The 15,250-nt window shown below is 65.8% G+C and carries 14 protein-coding genes; 5 read left to right on the forward strand and 9 right to left on the reverse strand.

Going from position 1 to position 15,250, the window contains the following annotated elements:
• Positions 1 to 138: 138 nt before the first annotated feature.
• The 6 genes from Q5701_RS18505 to gspL form a co-directional block, all read right to left on the reverse strand.
• On the reverse strand, positions 139 to 762 hold the full coding sequence (locus Q5701_RS18505; protein ID WP_306752432.1) for a DUF6634 family protein: 624 nt from the start codon (positions 760 to 762) through the stop codon (positions 139 to 141).
• A gap of 94 nt (positions 763 to 856) precedes the next feature.
• Positions 857 to 2,845 (reverse strand): AAA family ATPase, encoded by a 1,989-nt coding sequence (locus Q5701_RS18510; RefSeq protein WP_306752433.1) that lies wholly within the window; start codon positions 2,843 to 2,845, stop codon positions 857 to 859.
• 419 nt (positions 2,846 to 3,264) lie between these two features.
• Positions 3,265 to 3,753 carry a hypothetical protein gene (locus Q5701_RS18515; protein ID WP_306752434.1) on the reverse strand — a complete coding sequence of 163 codons (489 nt, stop codon included), beginning with the start codon at positions 3,751 to 3,753 and terminating at the stop codon, positions 3,265 to 3,267.
• Between the two features lie 54 nt (positions 3,754 to 3,807).
• Entirely contained in the window at positions 3,808 to 4,122 is a 315-nt protein-coding gene (locus Q5701_RS18520) for a hypothetical protein (RefSeq protein WP_306752435.1), read from the reverse strand.
• A gap of 20 nt (positions 4,123 to 4,142) precedes the next feature.
• Positions 4,143 to 4,613, reverse strand: coding sequence for a type II secretion system protein M (locus Q5701_RS18525; protein WP_306752436.1), 471 nt, complete (start codon positions 4,611 to 4,613; stop codon positions 4,143 to 4,145).
• Positions 4,610 to 5,662: a type II secretion system protein GspL gene (gene gspL / locus Q5701_RS18530; protein WP_306752437.1), complete on the reverse strand. Its 1,053-nt coding sequence runs from the start codon at positions 5,660 to 5,662 to the stop codon at positions 4,610 to 4,612. Before gspL ends, Q5701_RS18525 begins: the two co-directional genes overlap by 4 nt.
• A gap of 173 nt (positions 5,663 to 5,835) precedes the next feature.
• Between gspL and gspG the strand changes: the two genes are divergently transcribed.
• The 5 genes from gspG to gspD are packed head-to-tail and all read left to right on the forward strand — an operon-like array spanning position 5,836 to position 10,277.
• Positions 5,836 to 6,357, forward strand: coding sequence for a type II secretion system major pseudopilin GspG (gene gspG / locus Q5701_RS18535; protein WP_306752438.1), 522 nt, complete (start codon positions 5,836 to 5,838; stop codon positions 6,355 to 6,357).
• A gap of 20 nt (positions 6,358 to 6,377) precedes the next feature.
• Complete coding sequence (locus tag Q5701_RS18540; protein WP_306752439.1) at positions 6,378 to 6,848, forward strand: prepilin-type N-terminal cleavage/methylation domain-containing protein; 471 nt, start codon at positions 6,378 to 6,380, stop codon at positions 6,846 to 6,848.
• Positions 6,845 to 7,207, forward strand: coding sequence for a type II secretion system minor pseudopilin GspI (gene gspI, locus Q5701_RS18545; protein WP_306752440.1), 363 nt, complete (start codon positions 6,845 to 6,847; stop codon positions 7,205 to 7,207). The genes Q5701_RS18540 and gspI overlap by 4 nt, the downstream gene beginning before the upstream one ends.
• Positions 7,204 to 8,079: a type II secretion system protein N gene (locus Q5701_RS18550; RefSeq protein ID WP_306752441.1), complete on the forward strand. Its 876-nt coding sequence runs from the start codon at positions 7,204 to 7,206 to the stop codon at positions 8,077 to 8,079. Before gspI ends, Q5701_RS18550 begins: the two co-directional genes overlap by 4 nt.
• 29 nt (positions 8,080 to 8,108) lie before the next feature.
• Positions 8,109 to 10,277 (forward strand): type II secretion system secretin GspD, encoded by a 2,169-nt coding sequence (gene gspD / locus Q5701_RS18555; protein WP_306752442.1) that lies wholly within the window; start codon positions 8,109 to 8,111, stop codon positions 10,275 to 10,277.
• Between the two features lie 195 nt (positions 10,278 to 10,472).
• Here the strand turns inward: gspD and treS are convergent, their stop codons facing one another.
• From treS to Q5701_RS18570, 3 genes are all read right to left on the reverse strand, one after another.
• Positions 10,473 to 12,905, reverse strand: coding sequence for a maltose alpha-D-glucosyltransferase (gene treS / locus Q5701_RS18560; RefSeq protein WP_306752443.1), 2,433 nt, complete (start codon positions 12,903 to 12,905; stop codon positions 10,473 to 10,475).
• A 108-nt stretch (positions 12,906 to 13,013) separates the two neighbouring features.
• Complete coding sequence (locus tag Q5701_RS18565; protein ID WP_306752444.1) at positions 13,014 to 13,631, reverse strand: hypothetical protein; 618 nt, start codon at positions 13,629 to 13,631, stop codon at positions 13,014 to 13,016.
• A 224-nt stretch (positions 13,632 to 13,855) separates the two neighbouring features.
• The gene (locus Q5701_RS18570) at positions 13,856 to 15,244 is read right to left on the reverse strand and encodes an efflux transporter outer membrane subunit (protein ID WP_306752446.1); all 1,389 of its coding nucleotides are present in this window, start codon (positions 15,242 to 15,244) and stop codon (positions 13,856 to 13,858) included.
• Between the last annotated feature and the right edge of the window lie 6 nt (positions 15,245 to 15,250).

Here is a 15,250-nt window from a genome sequence, read left to right on the forward strand (position 1 = left end):
GGGCAGACGGCCTCTTGGTGGCGGTTCGCAGAGCGGAGCGCTCCGGCGGCACAGGGCACGGCGGTCATGGCGGTGTTTGGCTGGTGGGCCTGTCTCTGCCGAAGCGCGGCGGCAGGGCTTGTCCGCCCCGCCGCCGCGCTATCGGCTCAGTGTCTCGCCGCCCGCTCGGCGGCGATCGTGGCCCGGTGCGCGCGCAGCTGGTCCCTGTGGGACGCGAGCAGACGATCGAGCAGGGCGCGATTGCTGACGGGAAGACATCCCAGGCGTCCAGCGTCGGCCGCCAGCCGGGCCTTGTCGCCGCACGCCGGCTGTCTGCATTCTGGCGCCTCGCAGCTGGTCCCTGTGGGACGCGAGCAGACGATCGAGCAGGGCGCGATTGCTGACGGGAAGACATCCCAGGCGTCCAGCGTCGGCCGCCAGCCGGGCCTTGTCGCCGCACGCCGGCTGTCTGCATTCTGGCGCCTCGGGACCGGCCGCAGGCTGGCCGATCCCCCGGCTCAGCCGATACCAGCGGCTGAACGTCCGCGCCCACTGGCCGTCGGGATCAAGGGCGATCAGGCGCGCTGTGGTGATCCATCGCGCCCCCAGGATCGGGTGGCCGTTGACATGGCCCCAGAGCAGCGGCTCGGCCGCGAGGGTCAGGATCGGGTGCCAGGGGCTCAGCGTCGGGGCGGTGGCCAGGTCTTCGGGCGTCGGGCCGGACCGGGCTTCGTCGATGGCGGCACGGATCTGCTCAAACCAGGGTGCGGCATCGGTGGTCATGGAGATCTCCAGGAGCGGGGGTGGTGAGAAAGGGAGGCTTGCCGGGTCGCACTGCAAGGTTGCGGTGTCCGGCCGCATGGGGTTTCCGGCGTCCTCACGCAGTTGCGCTGTCCTCGTCGGGCGCCTGAGGCTCATCGGCGCGACAAGGATCGCTCTCCCCCTCGGACGTCACGGGGCGCACGTGCTCGAGCCAGGGGCGGATAGCCTCGGCGTCCATCTCGCGCGCCGAGAGGAGCGCGTGCGCCATGCTCTCCAGGATGTCCCTGTTGGCCACGAGGATGGCGCGGGCCCGCGCCTCGGCGGCCTCCAGATCCTGGCGGACCTGACGGCGCAGGGCCGGATCGAGCAGCAGGATCTTTTCCGCGTCCTCGAGCCAGACGGGTCCGTAAGCCCCCAGTCCATGGCGGGCATGGATCCCGGTGGCGAGCGCAGTGGCTTGGGCCAGGTCGGACGTTCTGCCACCGCCCGCGCCCGTCGAGACCGCGCCAAGCACCACGGCCTCGGCAGCGCGCCCGGCAAGAAGCTGAGCCATCTCATCGCGCAGCCGCGACAGGGAGACCGAGCCGGGAATAGGATCGACAAAGGTCATGCCACCGCCCCGTCGCCCCAGCCGGATGCGATGCACCGGGCCGAGGCGCAGGGCCGCGCAGACGAGCGCATGCCCGCATTCGTACAGCGCTACACCCCATGCATCGTGGTCATCAAATGCCGGGGCCAGGACGGCGTGCAGATCGGCGGGCAGAAGAGCCCGCCCGTGAACCCGGGCCTCCGTGCGGGCCTGGCGGATGGCGGCGTCCACCGCGGCCGCGCTGACGCCCACGGCCGAGCGGGCCAGCTCCAGCAGGTCCGCCTCGGGCCAATCTGGCAGATGGTGACGCAGGATGCCCTGCAGCGCCGCACTGTCGGGCAGCGGCATTGCCACCGTCCGGTCGATACGCCCGGGGCGGAGGATTGCGGGGTCGATCGCATCGGGGTCATTGCAGGTGCCGATGACGATGGCCCCCTCATGCTGCGCGATGCTGTCGAGTTCGGTGAGGCAGGCGTTGACGACCTGGCGGCGGTAGGACGCGTTCTGAGACGTGCGATCCTCCCGCGAGCCCACGGAGTCGATCTCGTCGATGACAAGCAGTGACGGAGCCTTGGCGCGGGCGTCGGCAAAGCTTTTGCGCATCTCGCGCAGCATGTCGCCGAGATGCCCTGCCGCCTGCCACGCCCCGAAGGTCGCCGCGATGACCGGCATGCCGACGGTGTGGCCAATGGCGCGCGCGAGCCAGGTCTTGCCGCTGCCTGGCGGGCCGTAGAGAAGGAGCGAGCGCGACAGCTCGTGCCAGCGGATCTGCCCCGCCCGCCATGCCTGCAGGTCCGCCGCTATCTGGCGGGCCGCGAGCAGGGCCGGAGCGTCTCCCGTGAAGTCGTCGAGGCTTGGCTGTAAGACGGCATGAGAGGCCTGGGACGGGTGCGTCGGGGTGGAGGGAGCCGGTGCCGCCGGTTCTGCGACCCTCGCCAGGCGCGCGACGACTTCCTCTGCCTCTCGCGCACGCAGCGCGAGTGCCAGAGGCAGAGGGCCCAGGTCCGCCAGAACCGCATCCGGGGGCAGGGCTGCCCTGAGCGCCCCCTCGTCGAGACCGTCTGGTCCCCCGTGGCTGACGCGCAGGACCGCCAGCAGGACATCCCGGTCCAGGGGGGCGTATGGAATGCGCGTCATCCCGGCAGCCGGCAGGCCCTCGGGCAAGGCGGCCCCGGGAGGCTGAAGGATCAAGACGGGCGCCGGGGTCTGCAGCGCCGCCACCACGTCGCGGCGGAATTCGCGCTGAGCATAATCACTCATCCGCCCATCCGACAGCGTCGGCCGGATCACCACCAGATCCGGCCCCTCCGCCACGATCCGCGAGCTCGAGGAGATCGTGCAGGATGGGGGCAGGACGAACTCGAGCAGACTGCGGGTGTCCTCCAGATCCTCACCGGGAACGCCATCGAGAAGGGTCAGCGCACCCGGCGACAGCAGCCGATCGATGGCGTCCGCGCCGCCCAGGGTTGCTGCCAGGCGGACGAGCAGCAGGAGGTGGTGACGGGGAACCGACACGGGCACCGGCGGCAGCGGAACGGACCTGCCGCTCCCGGAGGCGCCAGGCGCGATGCTGGACTTCGTTCCCGATCGCCGAGACCGGGTTGGCGCCGTTTCTGCCGGCGCGCGCTCCTCGCCCCAGGCGGCGGCCCGGGAGCCATGGGCGGCGGAGTCCGCGACATGACGGCCGGACTCCGCGGCCAGAAGGCGGATCACAGCGGTCTGCGCGAGTTCACACCAGGCAGGATAGAAAGGGCTGGAAGAGCGGGGCGGCACAGGGGGCATCGGGTGTCTCCGGCAAGAAGGAAGGCGGCGCCCCGGAGGGGTTCCGGGAGGCGGCATGGACGCGGGTGCGCGCGGCTATGGCGGCAGAGGGACGGCCGAAACGGGATGGGTCCCGGCCGTTTCCCGTAAGGCTCCCGATCCGATCAGTGAGCCTATCCCGGGTCGGAGGGTAAGGAGTCGTCCGGAGCGGAAGGGGGCAAGCTGCTGGCCAGGGCAGGGTCGTCCGCCGCGGGGCGGGCAGGAGGTTGGCTCTGCTGAAGGCGCCGCCGCAGGCGCTTGAGACGGCGTTTCTCGCGGCGCCGGGTTCGTCGCTTGAGGCGGACCTCGATCCTGTCCAGAAGCGCTGTGATCGTATCGGCGATCGACGTGTCGTAAAGTTCCGAGACCACCTTCACCTCGCCCGCGAATTCCACGCGGTCGAGCACAGCCTCGGGATGCTGCTGCCGGAGGGCGACATGCAGGCGCTTCTCGAGGATCATGGCCTCCCTGCCGGTCGGCACCGCGATGGTGCGGATGAGCCGCGCCTCCTGGTCGCGCTCGGTGATCAGCTGATAGCGCAGGCGCGAGACGGGATCGCGCGAGAACCCGAGCTTGATCGCATCCCGGCCGGATCTGTCAACGTCGGTGCAAAACCCGGCCACGCGGCGGCGTAAAACCAGGCCAGGTGGCGGTGGCCTGCGCCATGGCGCGCGCGCTTACCATAGAGCTGGCGCGTGCCATGGCGCATTGGCCCCAACCGCCGCCGTGTCCGCCAGCGAGCCAAGCCCGCCCCCGTCCCCCGCCGCATCCCCCGCCGCAGCCGACGCCAAAACCGCATCGTCGCGGTAAACAACCGATACACGAGCGTCGAAAATGTCTTGGGTAACCTGTTCCAGCCGCACCGTCTGGCCTGCCAGCCGACGCACTTCGGCAAGGGCGGCCAGCGGCGCGGCGGGACGGGCTAGGCAGACCGGACCTTGTGGCCCGTATTCCAGTAGAACGCCGTGCCGGCGGGCGAATGCATAGGGCAACCTATCCTCACGGGACATGCTCATCTCTCCAGCACAAGGGTGGCGTTGACGACACCGGGGGCGGGGCCTCGCGTCATGGCGAGTTCGCTGGCGCGCAGTCCCGAATCCCTTTGCATGGCGTCGAGCCAGAGGATCAGGGACTGGAACGCAGCGTCGTTTACGGTAACCCGGATGCGGTTGCCTTCGGGTTCCAGGCGACGGATCGAAAGGCCAAATCCGCCTGCGGCATCGGTGACGATCGCATTCAGGGACCTGGGATCCACGGGGGCGGCGGCTGTCGGGGCGGGCGCAGCTTGCAGCGCCCCGATGGCGCGTTCGTAGAGGGCTATCTGGCGGCTGACCGCATCACGACGTACCTGCATGGGTTGCCAGACCAGCGCAAAGACGATCCAGATCAGCACTGCCGCGCCCCCCGCGATCAGCAGCCATCGTTCCCGCGCGGTGGATTGCTTGAGCCAACGGTCCACATATCCGTGCATCGTCGCCCTCATGGCGCAGTCCTGCCCACGGTCATCTGCACCTCGGCCCTGTCCTCGCTGGTGGTGGCGGCACCGGTCTGCACCGGAAGACCAGCAGAGCGCAGGGCGTCCTCGATTTCTTGCAATGCTTCGAGGCTGGCGGCCTCAAGCGTCATGACGATGCTGTCTTGTGCGGCCGTGTATCGCAGGTCGCGAAGCGTAGCCTGACCGATATAGCCAGAAATCGCCCCGAAAATCTGCGTCGAAAGGTCCAGGAACGTTCCCTGGGCAGGCGGCTCCTTGGCAACCAGGGCGCGCGACACGGCGTCGGAAAGATCATCGCCTGCCGGGATGCCCGCTGCCGCCAGCAACCCACGCAACTGTTCGGCACGCTCGGCCTCGATGCGGTTCAGCGCCACGAGATCCGCGGCGGCGATCAGAAGGTGCCCCAGCACAAAGGCTGCAAGGATACCAAGGGGCATCGCCCATCGGCGGGACAGGCGGAACCCCTGCGCTGTTTGCAACCCGACCCGAAGATCAAACTGGGCCTGCACCCTGTCTGGGGCTTCAGGCAGCAGGGCCGTTTCCGCGACGATCATGCCTGGGGGCAGGGGTCCGCCATAGGACAGGACTGGCGGCATTCCCGCCATGTGCCAAAGCTGGGCAACCGACATGGGATCGGCGGCAAATCCTGTGCCGTCGGGTAGCCGCACAAGAACGCGCTCGTCCTGGCCCAGCACGGCCCAACCCGCCCCAGGGACCGGCACGACAAGGGTATCCGGCACCAGCCGGTGCCCCGGGGGCCCGGCGATCCCACCCAACAGGTCGCGGCTGACGACGCCGACCAGCCAAGAGCCCGAGGCCATCTGCGGCCCAAGCGCAACGTGAACCTGATCCAGCGGCTGGGCCAGGCTGTCTTCGATGGCAAAGCCTATGGCTGCCCGGCGCTGCGCCGGGGACATCGCGGGCAAGTCAACCGAAAGCAGCAGCACATCCTCGCCCGGAATATAGGTCGCTTCAGGGGCCACGACCGACACGCCGCCGCTTGGGACAGGTACCGCCCGCGCAGCGATCAACGGCATTCGCGTAGCGGCCCGAGATGGTGGTGGCGCAGTGATGGCGGGCTCGTTCATGTCGTGCCAGCAGCCTTGCTAAAACGAGCGGTTTTCTTCATTCTGGAAGTAGAAGGGGAAACCCGGCCAGGATTCAAGGAATATGACCCTGGACCCGCCGAAACCGCTTGAAAGTCCGGCCAATGCTTTCGGTACAACAGCTGCGCAAGTCCGTCTTTCCCGACCATGAAGCCTTGCCAGACTGCACGCGCAGCTGCCGCCATCCCGAAAGCGGCGTCACCCTGATCGAGATGATGGTCGTGCTGGTCATCATCGGGATCGTGGCGTCGCTGGTCGTGCCGCAGGTGATGGGACGTCCTGACCAGGCGCGGGCCGCTGTCGCGGGCGCAGACATGCGCACGATCGCGTCAAGCCTCGAGATGTATCGCCTCGACAATCGCACCTATCCCACCACATCCCAGGGGTTGTCCGCGCTTGCCTCGCCGCCGAACCAGGCGCCCCTGCCGGTCAACTGGGCGCCGGGCGGGTATCTGCCGGATATTTCTGCCGACCCCTGGGGCAGCCCTTACGTATATCAGTCGCCCGGACAGAACGGCCCTTATGAACTGATGTCGCTCGGCGCGGACCGCGCACCGGGTGGCGAGGGGGTCGATGCGGACATCCGCTATGGCCCCGGGGTCGCTTCGGCAGGCGCAAGCGGATGATACTGGCGCGGCCTGCCCGGGTGAAGCGGCGTGATTCCCAGGCGGGGCTGACTCTGATCGAAACGCTGATCGTCATCGCGGTGATCGGAGTCGCGACGGCGACCGCCATGATGGGCCTTAACGGCTCCGACCGCGGGGATGGCGCCCAAGCCGAGGCCGTGCGCCTGGCGCGGCATCTGTCGCTTGCCGTTGACGAGGCGCTTGTATCGGGAATGCCCCTGCAACTGCTGTGGGATAAGCGCGGCTATGCCTTTGTGCAATGGACGGGCGGCGATGCGGAATGGCAGCCGGCTGTGGTGCCCATGCTGGCGGCCCGTCACGACCTTCGCCCACCGCTGAGCATGGCGGTTTCGGGAACAGGGGACGCGCTGATGATTGCAGCCAGCGGCAGCGGGCTTGCCCGCCATATCGATTTCCAGGGCATTGGCTTGCCCTGGCGTGTCGAGTTCGACGGATTCAGCGCCTTGGCCCTCCCACGAGGGCCGACATGAACAGGCGCAGCGATGCGGGTTTCACCCTGGTCGAGACGCTGGTTGCGCTGGCTGTCCTGGCAATGGCGGCCATGGCCCTTCTGGGCGCAACCCAAGCCCATATCCGCAACATTTCCGCGCTGGAGGCCCGTGCGGCGGCGCAATGGGCAGCCGAAAACCATCTGGCCGAACTGGTCATCGGCGCCAAGCCGCAGGCGGACCCCGTATCCATGATGGGGCATTCCATTCGTGTGACGGAAACGCGCAGCCCCACCAGCGATCCCGGCCTGGAACAGGTCGATCTTGCGGCAACAGACATGGCCGATGGGCAGGTTTATGCACGTCTGACAGGCTTCGTCCTGCGGAGCGCCGAGCAATGATCGACACGGCGGCGTTCGAGGGCAAGCGTATCCCACCCCTGCTGGGACGGGCGGCCCTGTGGGGAGGTGCCGCGCTCTGCGCCGTTAGCCTGGGCTGGACCGCAGCCCCGGTGATCTGGCGCCTGAAAGGCGAAGGCGGGCAGATCATCCCCGCCGCTTCAGCAGCCCCGGACGAACCTGCCACGCAAAACGATCTGGAGCCTATCCTGGCCTTCGCGCCCTTTGGGCAGGACAGCACGCCCGCCCCCGAACCGCAGGCAGCGGGCGAGTCCAGCCTTGGCCTCGTCCTGCTAGGGGTGACAATCGGCAATCCGACCTCTGCTTCGCGGGCGATCATTTCGGGGGGGGACACTCCGGTTGCCAGCTATCCCGTCGGGGCGCGCATCACGGCCAACGCGGATCTGGCCGAAGTGAACGGGGATCACGTCGTGTTGCGCGTCAATGGGCAACCCGAAACGCTGTCATTCACGAAACGGCCCGAGGCTGCGGCGCCTGATATCGGAAACAATTTTCGCAACCTGCCGTCGCCAGCCGCCAGGCCCCGGTCCGTTGCCCTGTCCGACCCCGCCAGCCCCCTCGACGAAACGATCGCCCGGTATCGGGATGCCCTGGACGCCGATCCGGGCAGGCTTCTGGAAGAACTTGGACTGGCTCCCGCTCAAGGTGGGTATGAGATCGGCGCCAATCTTGGACCAGAACTGGCTCAGGCCGGGTTTCTGCCCGGCGATGTGATAACCTTGGTAAATGGCCGACAGGTCGGCGACATTGATGCCGACCGGCAACATTTTGACGACATCGTGGCCTCTGGCCAGCTTCGGGTCGAATTGCAGCGTGACGGGCAGGCGATTGCCATGTCATTTCTTCTACGATGATCACAATGCGCGTGACTCCCAGCCCAAAGTTGTTTGCGGCCGTCGTCCTGACGGCCCTGTGCGTCTTGGGCAATCCTGCGCTGGCGCAGGAGGCAGCCACCCCCGTTCCCCAGGAAAGCATTCCGCCAGAAGCGGCCCCCTCGGTGCCCGGCGTGGCACCGAGCCAGGAAGCGCTGCCGTTGGAGAAGCAGGCGGCACCCGATGGCTCGATCACGCCGCCGGTCATCGCCGTGCCGCCGGAGGCTTTGGTTCCCGCGCCGACCGCGCCGCTGCCCGATACCGAGGCGACCTATGTCATCAACCTGCGCGATGCCGATATCCGCTCTTTGTCGGAACAGGTGTCGGAAATCACGGACCGTACGCTGGTTCTCGATCCAAACGTCTCGGGCGTGGTGACCGTCATATCGGCAAATCCTTTGACAGCCTCGGGCGTGTGGGAACTGTTCCAGTCGGTCCTGGCCGTCCAAGGCTATGTCGCGCTGCCGTCTGGCAACCTGTGGCGGATCGTGCCGCAAGCCACCATCCGCGAGGGCGGCACCACGCCGCAGGAAACCCCGAATCCTGGCCGTCTGGACGTGATCACCGAACTTGTTCCCCTGCGGAACTTCCCGGCGACCACCGCCGTGGCCGCCCTGCGTCCCCTTGTCGCCAGCTACGGCTATATCGAGGCGATTGTGGATACCAATACGCTGGTCATCACCGACACCGCCGAGAACGTGCGCCGGATCGAGGACATCGTCCGCACCCTTGATGTCGATAACGGCCAGCAGGTCTATTCGCTCCGTCTTCGCAATGCGGACGCCACCCAAGTGGCCGAGGCCCTGAAGGGAGCCTTGGGAACCCCGGTCGAAGGCGCGCCCGGCAATGCGCTGGTTCCCAAGATCACCGTCGATCCGCGGTCGAACACGATCCTTGTGAACGCCGATCCCCAGACCTTCGCCATAGCCCGCGACATCGCCGCGAACTTGGACATCCCCGGACCGCCGGCGCCTTCGAACCTGCCGGTGACGCGAGTCTATAACCTGCGCTTCGCCGATGCCGCCTCGATGGCCGAGGTGCTTCAGGGCCTCGTGGGGTCGGGCGGCATCGCCACCAACCCCGTGACCGAGGCATTGCCCGATCCCGACTTCTTCAGCGGTGAGGTGGTGGATGCCACCTTGGGGCAGCTTGAGACAGCGCCGATAGAATCCTTCACCGCACCCACCGAGGAAAACATCTCGATCCAGCCGGTGGTGGCCTCCAATGCCATCATCGTGCGCGCCCGGGAAGAAGTGCAGGCCGACCTGGCCGCCTTGATCGGTCAACTGGATCAGCGCCGCCCGCAGGTGCTGATCGAGGCCGCCATTGTCGAAGTGTCCGGCGACATCGCGGAAGCCCTGGGGGTTCAGCTGGGTTTCGGCTCGGCGGCGCCGCCTGCGGGTTTTGCCGCCACGTCGTTCTCGCCGCAGGGGCCCACCTTGCGCAACATCCTGGCCCTGCTGGATGCTCCGGTCGCGCCGGGGATTTCCCCGCAAGGCCTTTCGATAGGGCTGTCGCGCGAGGATCAGTTCGGCTTGTTGCTTCAGGCTTTGGGAACCTCCACCAAGGCCAACCTGCTGTCCAACCCCTCGATCACCACGCTGGACAACCAGCCGGCGGAAATCGTCGTGGGCCAGAACGTGCCGTTCCGGACCGGCTCTTTCACAAGCGAAGGCAGCACCCAGAACACGATCGAGCGACGCGACGTCGGCATCACGATGCGCGTGGTCCCGCGCGTCAACCAGGGCGACGTGGTTCAACTGGACATCACGCAAGAGGTGTCGTCCCTGTCGCAGGCCGCCGTGCAGGGCGCCGCCGACATCATCACCAACACCCGGGTCATCAAGACGACCGTTCTGGCGGACAACGGCGGCACCATCGTGCTGGGTGGGCTGATTTCGGACGACCGGCAGACGAACCGCACCGGCGTTCCGGGCCTCAGCCGGCTGCCCGTGGTCGGCGGCCTGTTCAGATCGACACAGGAATCAGCGCGGCGGCAGACCCTGTTCGTCTTCCTGCGGCCGACGATCCTGCGCACGCGCGGGGACGTTTCGGCCGTGTCGGGCAACCGGTTCCAACGGCTGCGCGCCATCGAGGCCGATCCGAACGACCAACGCAGTCTGCTGACTGAACCCAAGCCGGTACGCCGTCTTCCGGTCGAGATCGACGGCCTTTACTAGGGCAGGGGCTGTTCTTGTTCATACCGGGAACACCACGGCGGCAGCGAGGTGCATGGCGGAAGGGAAGACCTTTGGGCATGTGTTATGCGCCGCGTCAGACCCTTCGCCGGTCGTTTGGCCGCCCGGACGTGATCTCCGATCCGGCTGCGGCGCGACGTCCAGCCTGAAGCGGAGACTTTTCCCTTTGCCCGGGGTTCAGAGCAAGGGTGACGTGCTAACCACTCGCAGCGAAAGTCCTTCGTAAGGATCCAGATTGATCGTAAGCGATCCATTCTCTCCCAAATCCCCCAAAACCGATTCCGCGATCATGTCGACGACCGGACCTGGCGGAACTTCGGTCAGGTGAATGACTTCCTCGATGACCTCGGCGCTGAAATTCAGGGCTGTCACCTGCGTCCCTCGGCCATTGGGCAAGACATGAACCATCACCAGCAGGCCCGCCGCGGAAACATCTGGGATCTGCGTTTGGTGACTTGCCGCCAAGCCATAGGCTTCCCGGACCGCAAGAAGGCGCTTGAGTTGCGATGCAAACGAGTCTGGGTGTTCCAGTTGGTCGCAGATCGATCCGTAAAGCGCACGGGTCCGTGGTATCCCGTCCGACGAAAACGCCTGATCCGCAGCCTGTCCCGTCAGGTCATATGCGCCACGCTCGATCCAACGCGTGTCGCCGTCCGTCATGAGGTCTTGCACGGCGGACGCATCCAAGGGCAGCGCGCCGACAAGATCCCAGCCGGACAGGGCAAATACTCCTGGCTGGAATGCGTTGTACATGACAAGCAGCAGGTGAATCTTTCTGATAAGCTGGATGTCTTCGTCGCCGATCTTGTCCAGATCGGAGATGCCAAGCGCGGCGGTTATGACGCTGGCAGTCGTGCAGGCAATTCCGTTCGTCACGAAGGGAAGATTGTAAGGCGCGTTGGTGCCGGTCAGGCGTTCCCTGATTTCATCACGCAAATGCATCCGCAGGGTGCGCCCTTGCCATGTCTTGTCGGCAAAGGTGAAGATATCGTCTGCGTGCAGGGTCCAGAAGTGGACCAGTTCCGTGGTCAGTTCATCATGGTTCTGGAGGGCATGGATCAAGGATGCCGGATCAATGCCGAAATCATGCACCATGCGCAGCATCATGCGCAGGAACTCGGTATTACCAGTAAGAAGAGCATGATGATAGGCAGGCCGGGTGATGAAATCATAGGAAAGATCGGCCCCGCCTTTTGACATCGAGGCAATATCGTCAACGGTGAGGTTCAGTTCCTGGAACGAAAAGCCGCCAGCCTTCCTGATCATGCCGGCCAGCAAGGCGTTCCCGGTGACGGAAAGCGGATGGCTTTCCGACCAGGCAGAGGCGCCGTCGCTGCGCCGCTCGACGCCAAGAAAGCCATTCGCATCCAGCCGCAGCCCTCGCGCGCCCATATGATCGATCGAATGCAGGGCATCGCCGATGATCATCTGCTGTGCCGCAAATGAGGGATCGAGCCAATTGAGACTTGGCTGCCCTTCCTTGAAATAGTGAAGATAAACCCAGCGGCGAATCTTGCCGTCGATGCCTGACACGGGACCGGTCACGCTCCAATCCGTTTCCTTGATGCCCGGTTCGAAGAAGATGACCCGCTGCAACTGCCCGACGATCAACCCGCGCTCCTTGAGATGGTCGACGATTGCAGGCGGCAGGTTGACGGAATCGCGCCCCTCGGGAACCTCGGGAAGCACGGCCCATTCCTCCTCGGGGACTTCCACCATGTGGTAAAGGCCCGGATAGAGGGAGTGATTCATTTCCGCGAGGCGGAAGTCCGGCCCCTTGCCGGTATGGGCGGGGATCACGTCGTCGATCACGACGGCATTGTGGGCAGCGGCCATTCGGCTGATCGCCTGAAACTCCTCGGTCGTGCCAAAGGCAGGGTCTGTTCCGAAGCCGATCCGGTCGAAGTTTCCGTCGACCGTCGGCGTGTATCGTCCGTCCTTATAGCCACCGGCCTGCTTGGTCGGGCCAGTATGGATCGCCCGGATCCCCATCGAGGCCAACGCGGACCACAGCCGCGGATCGCCAAGCGCGCCAAGAACGGTCTGGCCGGGACGCGTGATCACGGAAGGGGGATAGGCCGTGAACCAGACGGGAGCGATCGCCGACGCTGCCCGGGGCCGGGACTCGGCATAGGGATTTTGCCACATCCGGCCTTTGCCGCCATAGTTCTCGGCAAGGCGACGTGCTTGATACAACATTGATAACGATATCAGCTTATCAATCGTATCAGCCTCGGGATCCGTGGTCATGAAGGGCAATTCCATCCTGCTTTGCATGGAAACAACAGAAGACGGTGACGGGAGTTCCTTGGCCATGCCCGCTTTCCGGCTGCTTCCTCCAAGCGCATCAGCGGGATTGCCCTGGCATCCGTCAAGCAAGTCCAGATTGCGGAATGGGCGTCGCGTGGTCTTTCCCCCGTGTTCCAGTTCGAAGGCAATGGCAGCTGCCGGCTTCCAGGCCAGCGCGGCAATCGTCAAAGCCGGATTGACTGCCGCCAAGGTGGGCAGCACCGCCGCATCGGTGATCCACAGGTTCGGCCCGTCATGGCTGCGGCAATTCAGGTCTACGACCGCCTTGCGCCGATCCGCGGTGTTGCACGGTTCCAACATGATGATCTTGTTGCGGAACGCGCCTCAGCACCATGGAAAAGCCTGCCTGCCACATCACTCGCATGCCAAGGTATTGGTGCGGAAGGGAAACCGCGCTTCAACCGCAAGCTATGCAGCAGGGCCGCGCCACCGTGCAAGAGTATGCGGTCGGGCAACGTAAACCGCCGCCTGTGCCAGCATGATATAGGCGGCAAGTTCCAGCATCTCCTCGAGCCGCCCTGCCATTGTGACCATCTCGGTGGTAAGCGTCATTCCCAAAGGCGCAAGCTTGCGGTCCAGCCCATCCATGGACTTGGCGATCACGATCAGCAGGGCCGCACCAGTCGCAAGCCACGCCGAACCGGCGCCCTGTTGCAATCCCCGCAACCACTGCGGCAGGTTCAGCCATGCCAGCCGGATAAGGCAGACAAGGATCAGCATGACCACCGCAAAGCCTGCTGCCTTCTCCCACAGCGGCGCGGTGCCGGTGTAAAGCCGAAGCTGCAGGACTCCCTCGGAGGTGAGGCGCTTGTCGATGTCGAGTTCGCGCAGAGCCATCAGGATCAGGATGACGGGAATATGCCATTCCCGTCCTGTGATGCCCCGATTGCCGAACGACCAAAAGGCGGCAGCGACAAGAATGACCACGGACAATGCTTCGATCGAATGCCCTTCCTTGAAGATCTCCGACACGGAATCGTGCATCAGCAGGTCAATTCCCAATCCTGCCAGGGTGATGCCCAGCATGAGCGAAAGGACACGGGCGGGCCGAATGGGCCTTTCAGGTGACATACTGACTTCCGTTCGTTTCATTGGCCCGAAGCCACGTTCTGCAACCGCCTGCCGGGGCGACGCCCGATGCGGTGGAATTTCGGGCCCGCTTTTTACCTTCCCGCATTTGGCTGGGTTCAGGTTGGAGGGTTTTTGCGATGACACTTTGGATATGAAGAATATGGCCGATACCACAGGCGCTAGGAAGCACTTGCGACACCAACCCCGCCGGAGGCCGCCACGCTGAGCGCAATGAAGTTCAGCGCCTGCTGCCGCACGGCATTGGCAAGCTGCTGGCGGGCTTCCAGAAGGGTCCGCTCTGCGTCCAACACCGGGAAGAACGCGGCGTCCCCCAGTTCGTAAGCGGTCCGGGTCAGGTCCACCGCCTCGGAGGCATTGGCGACAAGGCGGGATTGCGCATCCACGGCGCGTGCGTCGCGGTTGTATCCCGCCAAGGCGTTCTCGACCTCTTCGACGGCGTTCAGGACCGAGGCAAGCCAGGCAAGGCGCGCCTGTTCGGCCCGCGCCTCGGCGGCCGACAGGTTGGCCTGGGTGGCGGCGTTGAACAGGGGGACGGAAAGCTGCGGCCCGACGCTCCAGGTCTTTAGGCTGCCCGCCCGGCCCAGATCGACGGGGGTCACAGTGCCGCTTAGCGTCAATTGCGGATAGAAGGCGGCCCTGGCCTGTCCCACATCGGCAACTGCCGTGGCAAGCCGGCGTTCGGCCACTCGGACATCTGGACGTGCGCGGACCACGTCTGCAGGCACCCCGACACTGGCACGATACCGCGCGCGTGGCTGGCTGCCGCCCCGGCGGGTCCGGGCGGCAACGTCCGTGCTGGGTGTCGCCGTAAGCGTGGCCAGGCGATTGACCGACTGGTCAAAGCCCAGTTCCAAAGCCGGCAACGCGGCTTCGGCCTGGGTGACAAGCTGCTCGGCCTGCAAGACCTCGATCCTCGACACGCTTCCCAGCACATCCTGCTGCCTGGTCATTTCCAGCGTGCGGCGGCGGCTTTCCAGGCTTTGCCGGGTCAGGCTGGTCGCCTGCTGATAGTATCGCGCATCGACATAGGCCTGGGCGATGGCACTGGCCACGGTCAGGCGCGCGACCTCGGCCGACAGGTAGGCCGCATCAAGGCGAGCGCCGGCCCCGCGCCGCGCCGCACGGTTGGCACCGAAAAGGTCGATCAGCCACGAAACGCCAAGCGTGCCCGAGCTTTGGTCGATGATCGGTCCATTGCCAGCGGTATCCCCGCGCGAGGCTGCGGCCTGCGCGGTGACTTGTGGCAGGTCGTTCGCGCCAACCAGCCGGGCATTGGCCTGCGCTTCTCGGATGACCGACAGGCCGGTCAGGACATCGAGATTGCGCGCCAGTCCGGCGGCGACAAGACTGTCCAGATTGCTGTCCTGGAACGCGGCCCACCAGGCATGGGCACCGGCGCGTCGGGCAGGCGAGTCGGCTGCAAAGCGTTCCGGCATATCGGCTTCGGGCGCCTGATAGGCGGGCAGTTGGCCGCAGGCAGACAAAGCCAGCGTGGCCCCGGTCGTCGCCAGAAAGGAACGCCTTGAAAGGGCAGGGGATTTCAACATCAGAAT

The organism is Paracoccus actinidiae (genome assembly GCF_030863885.1).
GTDB lineage: Bacteria > Pseudomonadota > Alphaproteobacteria > Rhodobacterales > Rhodobacteraceae > Paracoccus > Paracoccus everestensis.